This window comes from Amycolatopsis sp. NBC_00355, assembly GCF_036104975.1.
In the GTDB taxonomy this organism is placed as follows: Bacteria; Actinomycetota; Actinomycetes; order Mycobacteriales; family Pseudonocardiaceae; genus Amycolatopsis.
Genome location: NZ_CP107982.1, coordinates 563,064 through 580,475 on the forward strand (window position 1 = coordinate 563,064; position 17,412 = coordinate 580,475).

General features: G+C 71.2%; 22 protein-coding genes and 1 tRNA gene. 11 read left to right on the top strand and 12 right to left on the bottom strand.

The window, feature by feature from the left end; genetic code table 11:
• Positions 1-46: 46 nt before the first annotated feature.
• The 3 genes from OHS18_RS02305 to OHS18_RS02315 form a co-directional block, all read right to left on the bottom strand.
• Positions 47-1,147 carry a hypothetical protein gene (locus OHS18_RS02305; RefSeq protein WP_328615724.1) on the bottom strand — a complete coding sequence of 367 codons (1,101 nt, stop codon included), beginning with the start codon at positions 1,145-1,147 and terminating at the stop codon, positions 47-49.
• A gap of 150 nt (positions 1,148-1,297) precedes the next feature.
• Positions 1,298-1,657 (bottom strand): SRPBCC family protein, encoded by a 360-nt coding sequence (locus tag OHS18_RS02310; RefSeq protein ID WP_328456584.1) that lies wholly within the window; start codon positions 1,655-1,657, stop codon positions 1,298-1,300.
• A gap of 64 nt (positions 1,658-1,721) precedes the next feature.
• Positions 1,722-2,090: a VOC family protein gene (locus OHS18_RS02315; protein WP_328615725.1), complete on the bottom strand. Its 369-nt coding sequence runs from the start codon at positions 2,088-2,090 to the stop codon at positions 1,722-1,724.
• 60 nt (positions 2,091-2,150) lie between these two features.
• On the opposite strand from OHS18_RS02315, the gene OHS18_RS02320 reads away from it, so the two are divergent.
• A complete protein-coding gene (locus OHS18_RS02320) occupies positions 2,151-2,603 on the top strand; it encodes a MarR family winged helix-turn-helix transcriptional regulator (RefSeq protein WP_328456581.1) in 453 nt (150 codons plus the stop codon).
• Between the two features lie 32 nt (positions 2,604-2,635).
• On the opposite strand, the gene OHS18_RS02325 is transcribed toward OHS18_RS02320, so the two are convergent.
• Both OHS18_RS02325 and OHS18_RS02330 read right to left on the bottom strand, forming a co-directional pair.
• The gene (locus OHS18_RS02325) at positions 2,636-3,499 is read right to left on the bottom strand and encodes an NmrA family NAD(P)-binding protein (protein WP_328615726.1); all 864 of its coding nucleotides are present in this window, start codon (positions 3,497-3,499) and stop codon (positions 2,636-2,638) included.
• A 37-nt stretch (positions 3,500-3,536) separates the two neighbouring features.
• A complete protein-coding gene (locus tag OHS18_RS02330; protein ID WP_328615727.1) occupies positions 3,537-4,130 on the bottom strand; it encodes a TetR/AcrR family transcriptional regulator in 594 nt (197 codons plus the stop codon).
• A gap of 370 nt (positions 4,131-4,500) precedes the next feature.
• On the opposite strand from OHS18_RS02330, the gene OHS18_RS02335 reads away from it, so the two are divergent.
• Positions 4,501-4,746: an ATP F0F1 synthase subunit C gene (locus OHS18_RS02335; protein ID WP_328456575.1), complete on the top strand. Its 246-nt coding sequence runs from the start codon at positions 4,501-4,503 to the stop codon at positions 4,744-4,746.
• A 151-nt stretch (positions 4,747-4,897) separates the two neighbouring features.
• Positions 4,898-5,650 carry a D-Ala-D-Ala carboxypeptidase family metallohydrolase gene (locus tag OHS18_RS02340; protein ID WP_328615728.1) on the top strand — a complete coding sequence of 251 codons (753 nt, stop codon included), beginning with the start codon at positions 4,898-4,900 and terminating at the stop codon, positions 5,648-5,650.
• Between the two features lie 520 nt (positions 5,651-6,170).
• Here the strand turns inward: OHS18_RS02340 and OHS18_RS02345 are convergent.
• A complete protein-coding gene (locus OHS18_RS02345; RefSeq protein ID WP_328615729.1) occupies positions 6,171-6,734 on the bottom strand; it encodes a TetR/AcrR family transcriptional regulator in 564 nt (187 codons plus the stop codon).
• 106 nt (positions 6,735-6,840) lie between these two features.
• Here OHS18_RS02345 and OHS18_RS02350 point away from each other — a divergent pair, with 106 nt between their 5' ends.
• The 3 genes from OHS18_RS02350 to OHS18_RS02360 all read left to right on the top strand — a co-directional run bounded on the left by OHS18_RS02350 (position 6,841) and on the right by OHS18_RS02360 (position 8,631).
• Positions 6,841-7,779 (top strand): NADP-dependent oxidoreductase, encoded by a 939-nt coding sequence (locus tag OHS18_RS02350; protein ID WP_328615730.1) that lies wholly within the window; start codon positions 6,841-6,843, stop codon positions 7,777-7,779.
• 10 nt (positions 7,780-7,789) lie between these two features.
• Positions 7,790-8,209, top strand: coding sequence for a DUF6640 family protein (locus tag OHS18_RS02355; RefSeq protein ID WP_328456565.1), 420 nt, complete (start codon positions 7,790-7,792; stop codon positions 8,207-8,209).
• Between the two features lie 350 nt (positions 8,210-8,559).
• Positions 8,560-8,631, top strand: a tRNA-Cys gene (locus OHS18_RS02360).
• A gap of 10 nt (positions 8,632-8,641) precedes the next feature.
• Here OHS18_RS02360 and OHS18_RS02365 read toward each other — a convergent pair.
• The 3 genes from OHS18_RS02365 to OHS18_RS02375 all read right to left on the bottom strand — a co-directional run bounded on the left by OHS18_RS02365 (position 8,642) and on the right by OHS18_RS02375 (position 11,054).
• The gene (locus tag OHS18_RS02365) at positions 8,642-9,214 is read right to left on the bottom strand and encodes a TetR/AcrR family transcriptional regulator (RefSeq protein WP_328615731.1); all 573 of its coding nucleotides are present in this window, start codon (positions 9,212-9,214) and stop codon (positions 8,642-8,644) included.
• A 43-nt stretch (positions 9,215-9,257) separates the two neighbouring features.
• Positions 9,258-10,076 carry an alpha/beta fold hydrolase gene (locus OHS18_RS02370; protein WP_328615732.1) on the bottom strand — a complete coding sequence of 273 codons (819 nt, stop codon included), beginning with the start codon at positions 10,074-10,076 and terminating at the stop codon, positions 9,258-9,260.
• Positions 10,077-10,160: 84 nt separating this feature from the next.
• A complete protein-coding gene (locus OHS18_RS02375) occupies positions 10,161-11,054 on the bottom strand; it encodes an isocitrate lyase/PEP mutase family protein (RefSeq protein WP_328456559.1) in 894 nt (297 codons plus the stop codon).
• A gap of 190 nt (positions 11,055-11,244) precedes the next feature.
• On the opposite strand from OHS18_RS02375, the gene OHS18_RS02380 reads away from it, so the two are divergent.
• On the top strand, positions 11,245-11,394 hold the full coding sequence (locus tag OHS18_RS02380; RefSeq protein WP_328615733.1) for a helix-turn-helix transcriptional regulator: 150 nt from the start codon (positions 11,245-11,247) through the stop codon (positions 11,392-11,394).
• Between the two features lie 14 nt (positions 11,395-11,408).
• On the opposite strand, the gene OHS18_RS02385 is transcribed toward OHS18_RS02380, so the two are convergent.
• Positions 11,409-12,995, bottom strand: a complete 1,587-nt coding sequence (locus tag OHS18_RS02385; protein WP_328615734.1) for an amidase — start codon at positions 12,993-12,995, stop codon at positions 11,409-11,411.
• A gap of 78 nt (positions 12,996-13,073) precedes the next feature.
• On the opposite strand from OHS18_RS02385, the gene OHS18_RS02390 reads away from it, so the two are divergent.
• Complete coding sequence (locus OHS18_RS02390; RefSeq protein WP_328615735.1) at positions 13,074-13,574, top strand: DUF6630 family protein; 501 nt, start codon at positions 13,074-13,076, stop codon at positions 13,572-13,574.
• Positions 13,575-13,650: 76 nt separating this feature from the next.
• On the opposite strand, the gene OHS18_RS02395 is transcribed toward OHS18_RS02390, so the two are convergent.
• Entirely contained in the window at positions 13,651-14,502 is an 852-nt protein-coding gene (locus tag OHS18_RS02395; RefSeq protein WP_328456552.1) for a hypothetical protein, read from the bottom strand.
• A gap of 321 nt (positions 14,503-14,823) precedes the next feature.
• On the opposite strand from OHS18_RS02395, the gene OHS18_RS02400 reads away from it, so the two are divergent.
• Both OHS18_RS02400 and OHS18_RS02405 read left to right on the top strand, forming a co-directional pair.
• Positions 14,824-15,510 carry a papain-like cysteine protease family protein gene (locus tag OHS18_RS02400; protein WP_328615736.1) on the top strand — a complete coding sequence of 229 codons (687 nt, stop codon included), beginning with the start codon at positions 14,824-14,826 and terminating at the stop codon, positions 15,508-15,510.
• An 8-nt stretch (positions 15,511-15,518) separates the two neighbouring features.
• Positions 15,519-16,310 carry a hypothetical protein gene (locus tag OHS18_RS02405; protein WP_328615737.1) on the top strand — a complete coding sequence of 264 codons (792 nt, stop codon included), beginning with the start codon at positions 15,519-15,521 and terminating at the stop codon, positions 16,308-16,310.
• Between the two features lie 20 nt (positions 16,311-16,330).
• On the opposite strand, the gene OHS18_RS02410 is transcribed toward OHS18_RS02405, so the two are convergent.
• Complete coding sequence (locus tag OHS18_RS02410) at positions 16,331-16,870, bottom strand: SRPBCC family protein (RefSeq protein ID WP_442875459.1); 540 nt, start codon at positions 16,868-16,870, stop codon at positions 16,331-16,333.
• A 68-nt stretch (positions 16,871-16,938) separates the two neighbouring features.
• Between OHS18_RS02410 and OHS18_RS02415 the strand changes: the two genes are divergently transcribed.
• Positions 16,939-17,409, top strand: a complete 471-nt coding sequence (locus tag OHS18_RS02415) for a MarR family winged helix-turn-helix transcriptional regulator (RefSeq protein ID WP_328615739.1) — start codon at positions 16,939-16,941, stop codon at positions 17,407-17,409.
• Positions 17,410-17,412: the final 3 nt, after the last annotated feature.

The following is a 17,412-nucleotide window of genomic DNA, read 5'->3' on the forward strand; positions in this document are numbered from 1 at the left end:
CGTGACGGCACCGAAGGCCTTCGGGGGACGCTTTGCCGGGCGAGCGCTACGCCACCATCGCGAAGCTGGCGTAGTACTCACCCGAGGGATCGCGGGTGCCGCTGCGGTCCGGGTTGACTTCGGCCCCGACCCAGCCTTGGAAGGCTCCCGAATCGTCGATCACCTGGAGCAGCGGTCGCACGTGGCTGTTGAGCAGGTAACACCCGTCGTAGGACAGGCATTCGCACCAGAATTCATAGCTGTTGCGCCGCCCGCCCAGGTCGCCGGTCAGGTAGTAGAACCGGCGGTTGCCGCTGTCGGCGAGCTTCTGCACGCACGCGGCGTAGCCGGGGGCACTCGGAAGGCCACAGCAGGAAGCCTCGTCGCAGTGCGCGTTGTACTGCACGAACCCGAGGCACGAGCCGTCCGTGCAGGCGTTCCAGTCGGGGCCGACGGTGAAGCTCCCGCTGCCCGCCGCACCCCGGGGCGAGTCGGTGATCGTGCTGCCGTGCCAGCTGTGGGCCTCGTAGAGGTACGCCCGTTTCGTGGCGCGGACGGCGCTCATCGGGGCCTTGGTGGTCTGTGCCAGGGAGGCGTTGCTGCCGTAGCCGAACCCGCCGGTGATCGAGTACGTGTCGTTCACCAGCTGCAGCCGGCCGAGTCCCGGGTGCAGCTCGGACACCGCCCAGGTCTCGCCGAGGTTCACCGTGGTCGTGGCGCCGTTGACGGTGCTGCTGGTCCAGGTGATCGCCACCCGGCCGGACGTGGCGTCGTAATCGTAGGTCCCGGTGAAATGGCCGTTCGGGTCACCGGTGAAACCCGGCGCGGTCTTGATCGCGCAATTGTTGCGCGGATTGGTGCCCGGTTGCCACTGGCCGCAGAAGTACACGTCCCCGCTGTTGACCGGCACCGGGTTGTCGCGTTGGCTCCAGGTCCAGAAGTTGTGCTGGACGACGTTGCTGGCCGGGTCGAACACCAGGTAGCCCAGCCGCAGGTAGTTGTTGCCGACCGCATTCGTGAACCCGGCGACGCTGACGACCCAGTTCTGCTTGCCGAGCGGCGCCGACGCGGCCTGCGCGGCGGACGCGCCGAGTGCGAGCGCCGAGGCGAGCAGGGACAGGACTACGGCTCCGTACGTGGCCAAGCGGCGCATTACCCCCATTTGCATGGATGTATTTTAACGCGGAACTCACGTTGTGTCCGGTTCCATCAGGGTGAAATGAAGGAAACCATTCGGCGCGGACCGACAGCCCGGAAAATTCCCAGGCCAGGCGAACTTTTCGGGGGAGTGGGGGAGCGACGCCGAAGCCGGTTTCGGTTACTGGCCGTAAGAGAAGCGAAGATCCGCGAACAGCAGCTGGTTGAGCCGGCGCCGAAGGTGGCCGGTCTTGCTCTGGTCGGGGGCCTCGCCGGACGCGAGCAAGGTGAACTTCAGCAAGGTCCCTCCGTCGGCCGCGGTGGTCAGCGCGAACTGTATTCGATCATCGGGCCGGCTCGGCCACAGCGACGACCACACGGCGTGACCGGGCTTCTCCGCGGCCAGGACTCGGGGATCGACTTCGTCGTCGAGCAAGTGGAGCCACTGCCGGGTTCCCGGCCGGCGAGGCTCCACGAGTGAGTCCCAGACGACGGACGGAGGTGCCGGCAGTGTGCGCGCCCGCGAACCGATTTCGATCACCTGGGCAGGGTAGGTCGAGCTACCGCCGTGTGCACCCGAGATTCGGCGTGACCCTGCCTGCCGATCAGCTGCGGTCGTGGAGGGTGATCCGGTAGCCGTCGGGGTCGGCGAAGGTGAATGTCCGGCCGAAGGGGCCGTCGATCGGGGCCGACACGATGGTGTGACCGTCCGCGGCGAGAGCGTCGTGGATGGCCTGGACGTCGGTGGCGTGGAGCCAGATCGCGGCACCGATGCCGGGCTGGTCGACGGAGGCGAGGTCGGTGCCGGGAAGGACGTCGCGCAGGGCGAACGCGATCGGCTTCGTCTCGAAGACGACCGCGTGCGGCGGTCCGGCCGGCGAGCGGACGAGGCCGAGGTACCGCTCGTAGAACGCCTGTGACGCGTTGAGGTCGCTCGCTTGGAGGGAGATGAAGTCGGGGCCGGTGGCGGGCATGCTGCTCCTTCGTTGTGTGTCAGTCTTCTGACATGGGTCACTGTATGTCAGAATGCTGACATGAGTCAAGACGGTGCCGGCGTCGACCTGGAGACGTCACTGGGCTACCTGCTGAAAGAGGCGTCGAGCGTCCTGCGCGCAGCCATGGAGGAGGTGCTGCGGCCGCTCGGCATGAGCGTGACGCACTACTCCTGCCTCGAGCTGCTGGCTCAACGTCCGGGCTTGTCGAACTCCGAACTCGCGCGGGGCGCGTTCGTGACCCGGCAGTCGATGAACGTGCTGCTGCAGGCCCTGGAACGCGAGGGTCACGTGACCCGGCCCGCGGCGGCGCCCGTCGGGAAGGTGCTCCCCGCGCGACTCACGCCTCGCGGCCGGCGGAGCCTGGAGAAGGCGACCGTGGCGGTCCGGTCGGTCGAGGTGAGGATGCTGGCCGGGATGACCGAGGCCGAGCAGGCAGGCGCGTTCCGGATCCTGCGGAGCATGATCCGTTCCCTGCGCGACGACGGCGCCTAGCCCGACGGGACGCGCTTGCGTTCAGCCGGAACTCAGGCGTCGACCCGGCCGGTGAGGAAGTCGGTGACCGTGCGCGGTTCGCGGCCCAGGAGTTCGGCCAGCAACGGGTCGGTGTCGGCGAAGTGGCCACGCCGCGCGGCGTGGAAGAACTTCAGCAGCATGGCCGCCATCGGCTCGGGTGTGCCGGCGGCGATCCGGTCGGCCAGCCACTGGTCGTCCTCGACGACGACCCGGGTGATCTCGCGGCCGGTGAGCTCGGTCGCGGCGGTGGCGATGTCGTCGAAGGTGACGGCGCGGCGCGCGGTGAGCGTGACGGGGCCGTCGAAGGGACGTTGTCCGGTAAGGAGGATCGCGGCCCCTTCGGCTGCGTCGGCGCGGTCGGTCCAGGACGCCGGGCCGTCGGCCGGCGCGGCGATGACGCCGGTCTGACGCCACGGACCGAGCAGCCAGTCGAGGCTGTGCGCGTAGAACCCGTTGCGCAGAGCGGTCCAGGCGACCCCCGACTTCGCGAGCAGCGCTTCGGTGGCGGCGTGCTCGTGCGCCGGGGCGAACGGGCTGTCGGCGCGGGTGTTCTGGTGACTGGTGTACAGGATGCGCCGGGCGCCCGCGGCGACCGCGGCCTCGATCGCGGTGCGGTGCAAGCCGATTCCGTCGCCGGCGGGATCGTTCTGGGAGACCAGCAGCACGCGCTCGGCCCCCTCGAACGAGTCACACAGTGCGGCCGGGTCGTCGTAGGAGCCGCGCCGCACGCGCACACCACGATCGGCGAAACGCCGCGCCTTGGCGACATCGCGGACGCTGACGCCGATCCGGACCGCGGGGACGCGCTCGAGCAGGTGCTCGACGGCGGCGCCGCCCAGGGCGCCGGTCGCGCCGGTGATGACGATCATGATCATGGCCTCCGTCGTATCGGGGATCGTTATTCAGCGGCATTCACCGGCGCCGGAGCAGCGGCAACAGGATGTCGTCGACGATGTGCTCGACGAAGCTCCGGTCGCTGGGCTCCCCGACGACCACGAGGCGGTGCACGATGAGCGCCGGAACGATTTCGGCGAACAGTCCGGCCGCTCCGGGGACGAGGTGTTCGCCTCGCGCGCCGCCGAACGGCTGCTCGGTCATCGCCGCTTCGTCGCGTCGCAGGATCCGCCGCATGTGCGCCGCCAGGTCCGGATCGCTGCGCATGCCGGCGAACAGGGCGCCGAGCAACCCGACCTCCTGCTCGGCGATCTGCTCGGCCAGCCACCCCACGGTCTGCAGCAGGGCCTGCCGCAGATCACGGGTCCCGGTCGCGGGCGGCACGCTGCCCGCGCGGTGCTCGACGGCCGCGGCCACCAGCGCGGCCTTGCCGGCGTAGCGCCGGTAGACGGTGGGTTTGCCCACGCCGGCTTCGGCCGCGACCGACTCGATGGACAGCTGGTCGTAGCCGACCTCGACCAGCAGTCTCAGGGTCGCGTCGAGGATCGCCAGGTCGCGGCCGGTGTCACGCGGCCGGCCCCGGGCCGGCTGCGCGTCGCGGGCACTGGGCACGGCCACCTCCTAGTTACGAAACGAAACGGGCACGTAATCAAACGTAGCCCTGCGTGCGCCGGAGGGCAACCTCGGCCCGGCCACCCCGCTGCTCCGTCCAGGTCGATCCCGGCGTCGACCCGCGAGGCGGCGAGCATGTCCGAATCAGGTGATATCATCGGATTGACCGAACAGCTCGGTTTCCGCGAAAACTCGGCCAGTCGAATATCCTGCCCGGCGAATTCCACCGATCTTCGATCGACCCCGGCGAAAGCCGTCGATTCCCGACGCCTTCGCACAGCTCCGCCATTGCTCCGATCGCACGTCCGGCGTGACCTCGCCGGCCGCTGTCCGCGCGAACGCGCGTGGACCGATGTGGAGGGGAATGCCCATGAGCGACCTGATTCTGGCCCAAGCCGCCACCATCAACCCCGGCCTCGCCGCCATCGGCTACGGACTGAGCTCGATCGGCCCGGGAATCGGTGTGGGCCTGATCTTCGCCGCTGTCATCAATGGCACCGCTCGTCAGCCGGAAGCGCGGAGCAAACTGCAGACCATCGGTTACTCGACCTTCGTGCTGACCGAGGTGCTCGCCCTGATCGGCGTTGTCGTTTATTTCATCGCGTCCACTTCTTAGGTGCGGGTGGCAGCCGCGGTCACCGCGCGGCGTGTGGTGCGAACGCCCCACAGCAGGGTGCCCGCAACCGCGTTAGCGTGCGGGGCAGTGAATCGTCGACAATCCGTGGGGTCACGGGTTTCACCTTCCCTGCTTGAAAGGTGTTCCTGTCATGCGCCTTCGTCTGGTACTGCCCCTGCTCGCCCTGGTGGCCGGACTCGGTTCGGCGGTGGCTGCTCCGGCGGCTGCCGATCCGGGACCGATGACGGCCGGGAGCACGGCCGACGCCTGTTACTCCTGGGGCCGCACCCTGTCGCAGGGGGCGTCCGGGGACGACGTCCGGCAACTGCAGATCCGGGTCGCCGGTTACCCGGGTTATGGCGGGGTCCTGGCCCTCGACGGCCAGTTCGGCGCGGGCACCAAGGCCGCGGTCACCCGGTTCCAGCAGGCCTACGGGCTCGGCGCGGACGGCATCGCCGGGCCCGCGACGTTCGCGAAGATCTACCAGCTGCAGGACGACGACTGCACGCCGGTCAACTTCGGCTACGCGGAACTGAACAGGTGCAACGCGGACTGGTCGGGCGGCAACGTCCCCGCCGCGACCGCGAAGGCCAACGCGCTGGTGTCGATGTGGAAGCTGCAGGCGATGCGGCACGCGATGGGGGACCGCCCGATCGTGGTCAACGGCGGCTTCCGCAGCATCGCCTGCAACAACGCGGTCGGCGGAGCGGCGGCCAGCCGGCACCTCTACGGGGACGCGGTCGACCTCGGCGCGGGGGCCCAGGGCTTCTGCGGACTGGCGCTGCAGGCCCGCAACCACGGCTTCAGCGAGATCCTCGGGCCGGGATACCCGGGCCACAGCGACCACACGCACGTGGCGCACCGATCGAGCCGGTTCTGGTCGGCGTCGTCCTGCGGTATCTGACCCCCGCCGATACCCGGGGCGTGCGGAGCTGATGCCAAGTCCGTGAAGGCCTCCTTGAGGGACTCAGAGTCCCTCAAGGAGGCCTTCACGGACTTGCGCGCCCGGGTGCGGGAGAGCGGCTGGGAGCCCCGCGACGTCGCCGTGTCGGGGCAGCCGGCCGCGCAGGGTCGGAGAATCGGTTGACCGCGGCCGTGAAGTCCGTGCTGGGCAGGGTTCCGTTGCGCGGGGCGGTGACCAGTGCGTCGGTGACGGTGACGCCGGAGAAACCGTTGCGCTGCCGCAGCTCCCGCCGGGTGACCGCGGGGGAGAGTCCGGCCGGGCGCGTGGCGTCGAGTACCGGCTCACCCGGCCCAGTGCCGCGACAGTGCAGCTCGCGCCGCTCGACGTGTACCCCGCGCTGCCGGAAACCCTCCGGATGTTTACGAGCGGCGGCGGCTTACCGGCCTTGGAGGACAGCCGCTGGCCTCGTCGGCCGCCGAACCGGCGGGGCCGAGCGCCACTGAAGGCCGGGCCGCGGCGATCAGGGGGTGGCGGTCAGGGCGCGCAGCTGGTCGAACGATCGGCGGATGGCGTCGCGCAGTTCGAGGTCGTCGGCGTCGGCCCAGTGCTGGAAGGCGACCCGGTACACCGCCGCGCCGGTCTCGGCGGCCAGCGTCGCTTCCGTGTCGCCGATGCCTCGCCGCCGGAGGCCGTCGGCGAGTGCGGTGGTCATCTCGGCGAGCTTGATCAGCTCACGTTCGCGCAGCTCGGCGTGGGCCATGATCACCGCGTGCCGCGTCAGCACGAGCTCGCGGTCTTGGCCGATCAGGCCGGCCACGGCGTCGAGTGCGGCCGCGACGACCTCCAGTGTCGACGCCGTCGCGGGCGCCGCGTCCAGGGCGGCCAGTGACGCCTCCGTCAGCTCGGCGGCTCCGTCGAAGAGGACCTCGCGCTTGTCGGCGAAGTGGCGGAAGAAGGTGCGGGCGGTCACGCCGGCCCGTTCGGCGATGTCGGCGACCATGGTCTGCTCGAAGCCGTGTTCGAGGTACAAGGCCAGCGCGGCCTCGCGCAGGCGGCCGCCGGCTCCCGGCTCCCATCGTCCCATGCCTCGAGTTTAAAGCCGCCGCTCACCGATCACTGATGTCATGGAGTGACATCACCGTGCTAGAGTGATGTCACTCGATGACATCAGTGCGTGAGAGGACTTCGCCATGACGGCACAGCGCATCCAGTACCACCGGTACGGCGGCCCGGAAGTGTTGCGGCTGGAGGACTTCGAGCCGGCGCGGCCCGGGTCCGGCGAGGTCCTGGTCCGCGTGAAGGCGGCGGCCGCGAACCCGATGGACTGGAAGATCCGCGGCGGGGAGATGAAGGTGCTGACCGGCCGGAAGTTCCCGCGCGGTCTGGGGCACGACTTCGCGGGTGTCGTGGCGGCGGTCGGTGACGGCGTCAGCCGGCTCGAGGTCGGTGACGAGGTGCTCGGCGGGGCGAGCATCAAGGCGGCCGGGGCGTTCGCCGAGATGGTCGTCGCCGACGAGAAGGCCGTCGTGAAGAAACCCGCGAACCTCTCGTGGGAGGAAGCCGCCGCGCTCCCGATCGTCGGGCTCACCGCTTTTCAAGCCATGGTCGGCAAAAGCGAGCTGCGCGCCGGGCAGGCCGTGTTCGTCCACGGCTGCCTCGGCGGAGTCGGCCGGTCGGCCGCGCAGCTCGCGATGGCGCGCGGCGCGTCCGTGGCCGGCAGTTGCCGCGCCACCGCGACGCAGGAAGCGCGCGACCTCGGCGTCAGCCCGATCGTCGAATTCGACTTCGACGCGGCGAACCTCGCCGGGCGCTTCGACGTCGTCTTCGACACCGCCGGCACGCTGCCGGGCAAAGCGGCGCTGGCGTTGCTCAAGCCCGGCGGTCGCATTCTCGACATCAACCCCACGCCGGCGAAGTTCGTGCGAAGTGCCTTGCCGGGGCCGTATCGGCTGCTGGTCGCGAAAGTCGCCGCGGCGGACCTCGACGCGGTCGCCCAGGCGGCGGCCGGCGGCGTGCTGCGACTGCCGATCGCCCGCACCGTGCCGCTCGCCAAGGCGATCGCGGCGCTCACGGAGCTCGAAGTCGACCGCACGCCCAAGGGCGGCAAGCTCGTCATCACGACCGATTGAGGGGAGTCCCGTGACCAAGCTCAGTCTCAAGAGGACTCCGGTCGGTCGGGGCCTCATTTCGTTGACCGCGTTGGCGACCATGGTGGGCCCCTACGTCTTCGACTGGAACGAAACCCACATCCGCAATCCGAAATGGCCGCCGCACGCCAAGTTCCACAACGCCCAGACCATGAGCATGGGCGCCGCGCTGTCCCTGGCGACGCTGTACCACTTGTGGAAACCGGGCCGCTCGCGGGCGTCATTGGACAGTGCGACGATCACCGCGAGCCTGTACTGGTTCACCCAGCTCTCCGCCGGGCTCTACCCGGGAACGGCGAGCGTCGACCCGCCCGGCGAAGACGATTGGCCGCAGCTGAAGTTCGCCTTGCCCATCCTCGGGACGATCCTTGTCGGCTACCTGACCGAACGCCGCCGGATCACCCGGAACTGATGCCACGGTAAATGGGTGGCCGCCGGCATCGGTGATGGCGCATCCTGCGGTGGAGCTACTACTGGGCGAGGGAGGCAGGCCGTGATGGCGACCATGAAGGCGAACCAGGCCTGTCATCCGGTCCGGGGAGGCGCGCCGGAGCGCGGGTGATCCTCGCACGATCACCGGGGAGGGTTCGACCCCCTCGTCTTCCACCGTGACCGAAGGCGAAGGAGACGAGGCCCCAGGCTGTGGCCCTGGGTTCAGCCGGTGCGAGTCCGGCCGGTCACTCCACCCCGCGCGTGGCCCGGCGGCCACCTGGGACCCATAACCCCGGGATGCCTGGCTCGACACCAGGACGCGCGACTCCCGGCCCGCTTCACGACGGTCGTGCGACGGCCTGCAACGCCGTTCGACTCCGGGTTCGACTCCCGGGCGGGTCTCGATGTCCGCTCAGCGCAGCAGCGTGCCGAACGCGAGGGTGAAGAACGCGGCGAAGGACGAGCCGTCCTTCGCCGCGCGTTCGCCCACGATGGCGCCTTCCCACGCGTTGACCAGGAAGCGGGCCAGCACCTCCGGGTCGTGGGCCGAGGTGACCGAACCGTCCGCCTGTGCTTCGCGGATCGCGCCCGCCACGGCCGCCGACCAGGTCGCGAAGCTCGTCACCAGGCCGTCGCGGATGGCGGGGCTGTGGTCGGCCGCTTCGTTGCTGAAGTTGCCGAACACGCACCCGCGCTCGTAGCCGTACTTCTCGATGTCGCTCGCCAGGAAGTCGAAGTGGGCGCGCAGCCTGGCCAGCGGGGCGACGTCCGCCTTGGCCAGGTCCGGCACGCGCCGGGTGGCGCCGTAGCGCTCCATGACGACCAGCGCGAGCGCTTCCTTGCTCTCGAAATGGTTGTAGAACGACCCCTTGGGCACGCCCGCGCTGTCGGTGATCAGCTTGACGCCGCACGCGTTGTAACCGTGCCGGTGGAACTGCTCGTACGCGGCGTCCACGATCTGTTCCCGCACACTGGCCCGGGCCATCGGGGTCTCCTCCCGTGCAATATGGGCGGTCGTCTACGTCCGGTCAAATGTTAGCCCGCCACCAGCCGGTGATCACGCGGGCGTAGTCGGCCGCGGCTTCCTCCCAGGTGAAGTGACCCGCGTCGAGGACGTCGAGCTTGCTGTGGGGGAGCCGCTCGTGCAGGTACTCGGCGTTGGCCACCGGTACGACCGGGTCCTTGCCGCCGGCGATGATCTGGACCGGCGTTTCGATGCCGGGCAGGAGGTCGCCGAGGATCGGCAGTTCGGTCGGGTACGCCCGGACGTAGGGCATCTGGTCGGCGAACCGCTGACCCCGGTAGGCGGCCAGGTAGTCCTCGCGCACGACGTCGGGCAGCTCGTAACCCTCGATGGTGCCGAGCGCGAACCGCACGATGTCCTTGGGTCCCATGGCCCGGTACGGCGCCAGGTCCTCGGCCCGCACCCACTCGTCCAGTACGCCGCCGAGGTTCAGCGGGACCGACGCCCCGCCGCTGCCGACGGTCACCGTGGCGAACCGGCCCGGGTGCCGGGCCGCGGCGAACAAGGCCGCGCTGGTGCCGACGTCCGGCCCCACGACGTGCGGCTTCGCCAGGCCCAGCTCGTCGGCGATGCGCACGACGAACTCACCCATCGCCTGCGGTGCGAGCAGGTCCTCCCGCAGCTCGGAGTGCCCGAACCCGGGCAGGTCCACGGCGACCAGGCGGGCGTGCTCCGCCAGTCGCGACCAGCTCGCGTCGAAGGCGTGCAGGCTTTCCGGCCACGGGCTCAGCAGCAGCGCCTCGGCTTCGTGTGGCCCGTCGCTCTCGGCGTACCGGACCGACAGGCCGTCGACGCGGCGGAACCGGGGCTTGATCTCGCTCATGTCCTCGTCCTCTCTTCGCTCGATTCAATATGACCGGTCGTCTTAGAATCGTCAAGGGGAGTGCCGCAGGGCACAACGGGCGGGTCAGCCTTGGCCGTACTTGTCGCCGATGTCCTCGATCTCGGGCAGGCCGACCAGCTCGGCGAAGTCCGTCAGCCCGGGCAGGTCCCGGACGGCGTTGACCGGAGTGCCGTCCTGCGCGATGCGAGCGAGCACGGACCGCATCGCCTCGGTGGCCGCCAGCAGTGTCGAGATCGGACAGATCACCAGCCGGAAACCCAGCTCCCGCAAGCGATCCCGGCCCAGCGGCGGCGTCTTGCCACCCTCGGCCCAGTTGAACAGCAACGGCACGTCGCGGAAGGTGTCGGCGACCCGTTCGATCTCGGCCTCGGACTGCAGCGCCTCGACGAAGAGCATGTCGGCGCCGGCGTCGGAGTACCGGCGGGCGCGGTCGATCGCGGCGTCGAGGCCTTCGACGGCGCGGGCGTCGGTGCGCGCGATCAGCACGAAGTCCGGGTTGTACCGCGCGTCGACCGCCGCCCGGATCCGGTCGGTCATCGTCTCGGCGGGCACGACGCGCTTGCCTTCCAGGTGCCCGCAGCGCTTCGGCGCGACCTGGTCCTCCAGGTGGATCGCGGCGACGCCGGCGGCCTCGTACTCGCGGACCGTGCGGATCACGTTGAGGGCGTTGCCGTAGCCGGTGTCGGCGTCGGCGATCACCGGCACCTCGACCACCGACCGGATCCGGCTCGCCGCCTGGACCATCTCGGTCATCGTCAGCAGGCCGACGTCCGGCCGGCCGAGCAGCGACGCCGTCGTGCCGAACCCGGTCATGTAGACGGCGGGGAACCCGGCCGCCTCGACCAGCCGCGCGCTCAGCGCGTCATACGCTCCGGGCGCGACGACGATCTCCTCGCCGGCCAGCAGGTCCCGCAGTCGCGCCGGCCCGGAAATCCGTGGTCCCAGCAGATCGGCCACTCCGGCCACCTCCTCGTTTCCTGACGCTCAGGTGTAGCAGACGGCGGCCTCGTGGAAGCGCACCGCCGCCGGGCCACTCAAGGATGACTGCACCGCTGAACCGCTCTGGACCGGTCGAAACCGAGAGCCACCATGCCCATGATCGACGTGTACGCCCGCCGCCGGACTGCTGGCCTGGACACTGTCACGGTTGGACGCCCACGTCCGGCGGAACCTGCGGGACCCGGTGACCGTGGACCAGCTCGCGGCGGTGGCCGGGTTCAGCCACTCGCAGCACCTGAGCACGGCGTTCCGCCGGGCGCGCGGCAGCAGCCCGTCGCAGTACCGCGCCGCCCGGTAGTCCGCTGTGGACGGTCAGCCGATCGACGGGATGAAGGTGGGTGCATTCCGGGCCGGGGCGGCCTTCTCGAACGCCGCCGCCAGCGCGAGGATCCGCGCGTCCGCCCAGCGTCCGGCGAAGAACGAGACGCCGATCGGGAGCGGGCCCGCGAAGCCGGCCGGGACCGAGACGTTCGGGTAGCCCGAGACGGCCGCCGGGGTCGAGGAACCCAGGACGAACGCGTCACCGGTGCCGTAGGTCGTCTTCCACGCCGGGCTGTTGGTCGGCGCCACGATGGCGTCCAAGTGGTGCGCCGCCAGGGTTTCGTCGATCGAGCGGCGCGCCAGCGACGTGGCCGTGGTGCGCTGGGCGCGGTAGGTGGGGTCGGTCGGGGCCGGCGCGGCCGCCGCCTGCTCGAACAGCTCCTGGCCGAACTTCGAGAGCTCGACCGGATCTTTCTTGTTGAACGCGATCAGCTCGTTCAGGTTCGCGGGGTGGCCCGGCCGGTGGGTGAGGTAGGCGTTGACGTCGCGCTTGAACTCGGTGAGCAGGGCCGGGGACTCGGCGGCGCCGATCTCATCCTGGTAGGGCAGGTCGACCTCGACGACGGTCGCGCCGCGGGACGTCAGCGTGCGGACGGCGTCCTGGACGACCCGGTCGACGTCCGCGTCCTGGCCGGCCTTCCGCCAGACGCCGATCCTCGCGCCGCGCAGGGCGCCGGGGCGCAGCAGGGCCGCGTAGTCCTTCGGCTGGCCCGCGGGGATCGCGGCCGTCGCGGGGTCGGCGGCGTCGCGTCCTTGCAGGACGGACAGCGTGATGGCCGTGTCGACGACGTGGCGCGCCAGCGGCCCGGCGGTGTCCTGCTCGGCCGAGATCGGCACGACGCCGGTGCGGCTGACCAGGCCCAGTGTCGGCTTCTCGCCGACGACGTCGTTGGCGCCGGCCGGGCAGACGATCGAACCGTCGGTCTCGGTGCCGATCGCCACCTGCGCCAGGCTCGCCGCCACCGCGGCGCCGGAGCCCGAGGAGGAGCCGCACGGGTTGCGGTCGAGGACGTACGGGTTGTTCGTCTGGCCGCCGATCCCGGACCAGCCCGACGTCGCGTTCGTGGAGCGGTAGTTGGCCCATTCGGAGAGGTTGGTCTTGCCGAGGATCACCGCGCCGCCGCGCTGGAGCCGGTCCACGAGGGCGGCGTCGGCCGCCGGCCGGCTGCGCGGCAGGGCGCGTGAACCCGCGGTGGCGGGCAGCGTCCGGGTGTCGATGTTGTCCTTGAGCAGCACCGGGATCCCGTCGAGCTGCCCGAGTGTGTGACCGCTGCGGCGGCGCGCGTCGCTGGCGGCGGCCGCGCGCAACGCCGTCGGGTCGACGGCGACGACGGAGTGGATCTTGCCGTCCAGCGCGTCGATCCGGCGGAGGTAGGCGGTCGTCAGTGCCACGGCGCTCAGCCGGCCGTGGTCCATCCGCTGCTGGAGCTCGGGGATGGTGGCCGCGTCCAGGTCGAAGCCCAGAGACGGGCCGGCCTGAGCGGGAGCGGCGGCGGCCAGTGCGGGCACCGGGGCCGCGACGAGGCCGGCGAGGGCGAGGAGCACGACGGTCGAGCGCAGTCGGATCACGGCGTACATGTGACTCCTGAACGCGGCGGGGGTCAAGCCGCCATTCGTCGGCCCGGGTGCGATCATGGGTGTCCTGGGAGGACACTCATGACCGCTCGCGAAGCCCTGATCACCGTGGCCGCGTTGCTGGCGCCGGACGTGCCGCAGGTGCGTGAGCTCGCCGCGGCCGCGCACGACGATCCCGACGCCTACCTGCGGGAACACGCCGACCGCCTCGACGAGCGCGGCATCGACGAACCGCTGCCCGAACTCGCCTGGATCGCTCTCGTGGACGCGCTCGCCGACCACGGGCTGCTGGCCGAAGTGGACTGGAAGGAAGCGCCGGACGAGATCGTCGGCCGGTTGCGGGCGTTGCGGTCCGCACCGGCCGGGGACAGCGCTTGGGCGTCGCTCGCCGATGCGGACCTGCCGACGTTCGAGTTCCTCGAGCTGGCGGGCGGGCAGCTGGCGGCCACGGGCACCGTGCTCGCCGTCCTGGACATCGAATCCGACTGCTACCCGCTGGTGCTCCTGCCGCACGCCCGGGCCGCCGACCTCCCCGGCCTCGCCGCGGCGGCGGGCTTCAAAGCCGGGGTACTCCCGGCCTAGCGTCGCGTGGTGGCCGTTGCGGTGCGTCGCCGGGCCCGTCCGTCAGCCGCCATGCCGACCGGAGTGGCCAACACGGCTAGACCGGTTCCGCGGTCTCCTTGGCGGGTGCCTTGTGGGCGGCCGCGTAGTGCGCGGTGCCGATCGCGCCGGCGACGGCGAGCACGAACCCGGCGATGGCCGCGACCGTGAAGCCGTCGCGGACCCGGTCGTCCAGGATCGTCACGCCGATGAGCGACGACACGGCGGTGTTGGTGGTGAACATCGTCGCGGTGACGGCGGTCGCGCGGCCGCGTTGCAGGGCCATCGCGAACACCACCGCGGCGACCAGGCCGTTGGCGATCATCGCCCAGATCGCCGGCTCCAGGGCCAGGCGCCAGGCCGGGCCCGAGGTGTCGAGCGTGCGGGCCGAGATGCCGACGACGCTGAAGCCCAGGCCGCCGCAGAACCCCAGCACGGGCGCCGACCAGCGGTGGTCGTGGCGCTGGACGTAGAAGCCGGTCGCCGCGATCGGCACCGCCGCGGCCAGCAGCAGGTACTTGCCGAAGGTGGGCAGCAGGTGCGCCGGACCCGGGTCCGCGGACAGGCCCAGCAGGACGAGGCCGGTCGCGCCGACGCCCAGGGCGGCCCAGCCGGCGGAGGCCAGCCGGATGCCGAGGAACGCGGAGATCGTCGCGGTGACGCCGACGCTGAAGGCCAGCACCGACTGGACCAGGAACAGCGGCAGCCGGTGCAGCGCCGCGGCGGCGAAGATGAAGCCCAGCAGGTCCACGCCCACGCCGAGGAAGTACAGCGGCTGGCCGCGCAGGGCGACGAGGTCCTGGGGCGCGCCGCCGTAGGCACCGGCCCGCCGGACCCCGGCGGACTCCAGGATCGAGCCGCTGCCCGACGCGACGGCGGCCAGCAGGGCGAGGACGTATCCGAGGATCACCGGTCGAGTCTGTCAGCCCGCCCGCCGCCGGGAACCGAAAGGCCCGGAAACCGCACGCGGCGAGGCCGGCCCGCACCCATAACACCTGGCATAACACCGAGACGGCCGCACCTGCCGCCCGCCGGGCCGGCAGCGTCCCGACCAGCGGATATGTGACGCGGGCCACGGCACGGCGCGCCGGTCGTTTACTCATCGTTTACCGACTTGCGTCGGTTGTTGGAGATTTTCTCCTGTCGCACAGTGGTGGGGCGAAGTTGCCGCGGAATGGGTCCGGAACCGTTCCCCGTCGTCCCCCTTTCCCTTTTGCACAAGGAGAAGCTCGTGGTCATCGCGCTGGACAAACGAATGATGGGCCTGGTTCTCACGTGTGGTGCGGTCGTGGTCACGGCCACGCTCGCGCTGACCCCGGTGGCCGGGGCCCAGCCGGTCGCGCCGGCGGCGCCGAACGGCGTGACGCTCACCCACCCGCTCACCGACAACAGCGCGTTGCGGCTCCCGGCCGCCGCGAACGCGGCCCGTGACGCCAAGGCCGCGCGCAGCCTCGACTACAGCCAGCAGGTGCAGCAGAACGACGAATGGTGCTGGGCCGCGGACGGCGCCAGCATCGAGCAGTTCCACGGCGCGTCGACGTCGCAGGACCAGTTCTGCGCCGCGGGGAAGGGCACCACCGCGGGAAACTGCCCGAACCAGGCGGCGCAGATCGGCGAGATCGTCAACGGGTTCCGCGGCACCGGGTTCTCCGCCAGCAGCGCCGGGGGAGCGGTGTCGTTCTCGACGATCACCCAGCAGATCGACGCCGGCAACCCGGCGCTCACCGGGATCTACTGGACCTCCGGCGGCGGCCACGCCGAAGTGATCTACGGCTACGACGCGGGCAACCAGTCGATGGACGTCGGCGACCCGTGGCCGACCTACCAGCGCTACCGCACCCAGTCCTACAACGACTACCTGCGCAACAGCGAGTTCACCTGGGGCGACACGGTCGTCGGCATCACGGGCGGGCGGTGAGCTAGGCCATGACCAGGTCTGCGGTGAAGGTCCTGACGGCGGTGCTGCTGGCGCTGGCGAGCTCGGCCGGGTTCGGCGCGGCGGCCTCGGCCGCGCCACCCGCGTGGGTGCCGCTGCCGGGCGCGCAGGTCGCCGCGGCGGTGACCGCGGCCCACTCGGCCGAGGCGATCAGCTTCGCCAGGACCAACTTCCGCAGACCTGGTCAGCCCGACCCGGGTGTCATCACCGTGGCGGACACGGGTGTCCCGGCCTACACGCTCGACCCGGCGTTCGTGCGGGGCGACGGTGCCGGCCGGGTGGCGGTCCTCGAGTACGTCGCGGTCGTCGCGCGCGCCCAGGACGGCCGCACCGCCACCATCCAGGCCGCCCCCGGCGCGGCGGGGTGGCGGGTCGGCAGCGTCCTGTCCGGGGACGACGAGACCCGGCTCGGCACCCGGCTGCCGGCCGGCGCCGTCCTGCTCGACGAGCCGCAGATCAACGGCTGGTACGCGCTGAGCGGCGACGGCGTCCGGCTGCTGCAGGCCAGCCTGCCGCAGACGCCGGTCGGCGCGTTCGTGCCGCTGGCGGACTACCAGCGCCAGGTCCACGACCGGTACGCGGACAAACAACCCGGCTCCCAGTACCAGCGCGACGGCGGCCTCGGCTTCGCCCAGCACCCGGAAACGGCCGCGGCCGGAACGTCGGGGTGGTGGTGGCTCGGCCTCGCCGGGCTGCCGGTGATCGTCTTCATCGTCTGGTTCGCTCGCAGAAAGTCACCGGCCAGGCGCGAAGAATTCAAGACGGCAACCGGAAATCCTTGACGGACGCACCGACGCCCGGGTCAGGCCGGGCGCAGCCGGTCGCGCAGACCGGCCGCGAGACCGGCCACGGTCAGCAGGTCGACGAACCCGCCGCCGTATTCGACCAGACGGGGGCGGCGTGCGCCGCTGAGGCGGAACCGGAGGTGCACCCGGGTGGTGCCGTCGCCGTCGCCGGTGAGGCGGATCGCCCAGCTGATCTCCAGGCGGCCGCGGGTGGAGCGGTGGACGAGGGTGTGCGGCGGGTCGTGGGTGACGATCTCGAAGGTTGCGTCGCGGCCGCCCCAGTCGTCGATGACGTCGCCCGGGCTCGGGTGCTGCAGCGCGGGATCGAGGTGACGCAGCGCGCGGCGGCGCCGGGGGAGGAGCGCCTCGACCCAGGTGGGCAGGTACCAGCCGGCACGGTTCTTGCCGAGCTGGGCGAACCACGGCCAGACCCGCTCGGGCGGCGCGTTCAGGGTGAACCCGCGGTCCAGCACGACGTCCGGGCAGGGGACGAGGTCGTCGCCGGGTGCGGGGGCGGCGACTTCGCCCGCGCGGGGTGCGACGCCGAGGCCGATCATCGTGACCACCGCCGTTCCGTATCGAATGAAACCGTATCATCCGATACCCGTGGGGGTAGGGTGCTCGCATGACCGCCAAGTCCAGGACCCGCGCCACCGACCGCCCGGGGGACGTGTCCCCGTTCGCGTTGGGGTTGCTGCTGCGCCGGGCGCACGCCCGGGCGGCGGGGGCGATGGCCGCCGCGATGCGCCCGCACGGGTTGGAGCTGCGGCACTTCGCCGTGCTGATCATCCTCGTGGACCGCGGGCCGACGACGCAGCGGGACCTGGTCGAGGCGACCGGTTCCGACAAGGCCGGGATCATGCGGGTCGTCGACGACCTGGAGGCGAAGGGGTTCGCGGTCCGCAACGCGGTGCCGGGGGACCGGCGGGTGCGCGAGGTCGAGATCACCCCGGACGGCGTCAAGGCCTTCGACGCCGCGCACGAGGCCGCGCTCGCCCCGGCCGAAGAGCTGGTCTCACACCTGCGCGCCGGCGAGCCGGCGAAACTGCTGGACCTGCTGACCAGGTTCACCTATCCGCCCGGGGACGAGGCGTAGGCC

Excerpts from the sequence above, each read along its gene's own strand:
- OHS18_RS02305 (WP_328615724.1), bottom strand. The coding sequence starts at position 1,147 with ATGCAAATGGGGGTAATGCGCCGCTTGGCCACGTACGGAGCCGTAGTC.
- OHS18_RS02315 (WP_328615725.1), bottom strand. The coding sequence starts at position 2,090 with ATGCCCGCCACCGGCCCCGACTTCATCTCCCTCCAAGCGAGCGACCTC.
- OHS18_RS02320 (WP_328456581.1), top strand. The coding sequence starts at position 2,151 with ATGAGTCAAGACGGTGCCGGCGTCGACCTGGAGACGTCACTGGGCTAC.
- OHS18_RS02325 (WP_328615726.1), bottom strand. The coding sequence starts at position 3,499 with ATGATCATGATCGTCATCACCGGCGCGACCGGCGCCCTGGGCGGCGCC.
- OHS18_RS02335 (WP_328456575.1), top strand. The coding sequence starts at position 4,501 with ATGAGCGACCTGATTCTGGCCCAAGCCGCCACCATCAACCCCGGCCTC.
- OHS18_RS02340 (WP_328615728.1), top strand. The coding sequence starts at position 4,898 with ATGCGCCTTCGTCTGGTACTGCCCCTGCTCGCCCTGGTGGCCGGACTC.
- OHS18_RS02345 (WP_328615729.1), bottom strand. The coding sequence starts at position 6,734 with ATGGGACGATGGGAGCCGGGAGCCGGCGGCCGCCTGCGCGAGGCCGCG.
- OHS18_RS02350 (WP_328615730.1), top strand. The coding sequence starts at position 6,841 with ATGACGGCACAGCGCATCCAGTACCACCGGTACGGCGGCCCGGAAGTG.
- OHS18_RS02365 (WP_328615731.1), bottom strand. The coding sequence starts at position 9,214 with ATGGCCCGGGCCAGTGTGCGGGAACAGATCGTGGACGCCGCGTACGAG.
- OHS18_RS02370 (WP_328615732.1), bottom strand. The coding sequence starts at position 10,076 with ATGAGCGAGATCAAGCCCCGGTTCCGCCGCGTCGACGGCCTGTCGGTC.
- OHS18_RS02385 (WP_328615734.1), bottom strand. The coding sequence starts at position 12,995 with ATGTACGCCGTGATCCGACTGCGCTCGACCGTCGTGCTCCTCGCCCTC.
- OHS18_RS02390 (WP_328615735.1), top strand. The coding sequence starts at position 13,074 with ATGACCGCTCGCGAAGCCCTGATCACCGTGGCCGCGTTGCTGGCGCCG.
- OHS18_RS02405 (WP_328615737.1), top strand. The coding sequence starts at position 15,519 with ATGACCAGGTCTGCGGTGAAGGTCCTGACGGCGGTGCTGCTGGCGCTG.
- OHS18_RS02410 (WP_442875459.1), bottom strand. The coding sequence starts at position 16,870 with ATGATCGGCCTCGGCGTCGCACCCCGCGCGGGCGAAGTCGCCGCCCCC.
- OHS18_RS02415 (WP_328615739.1), top strand. The coding sequence starts at position 16,939 with ATGACCGCCAAGTCCAGGACCCGCGCCACCGACCGCCCGGGGGACGTG.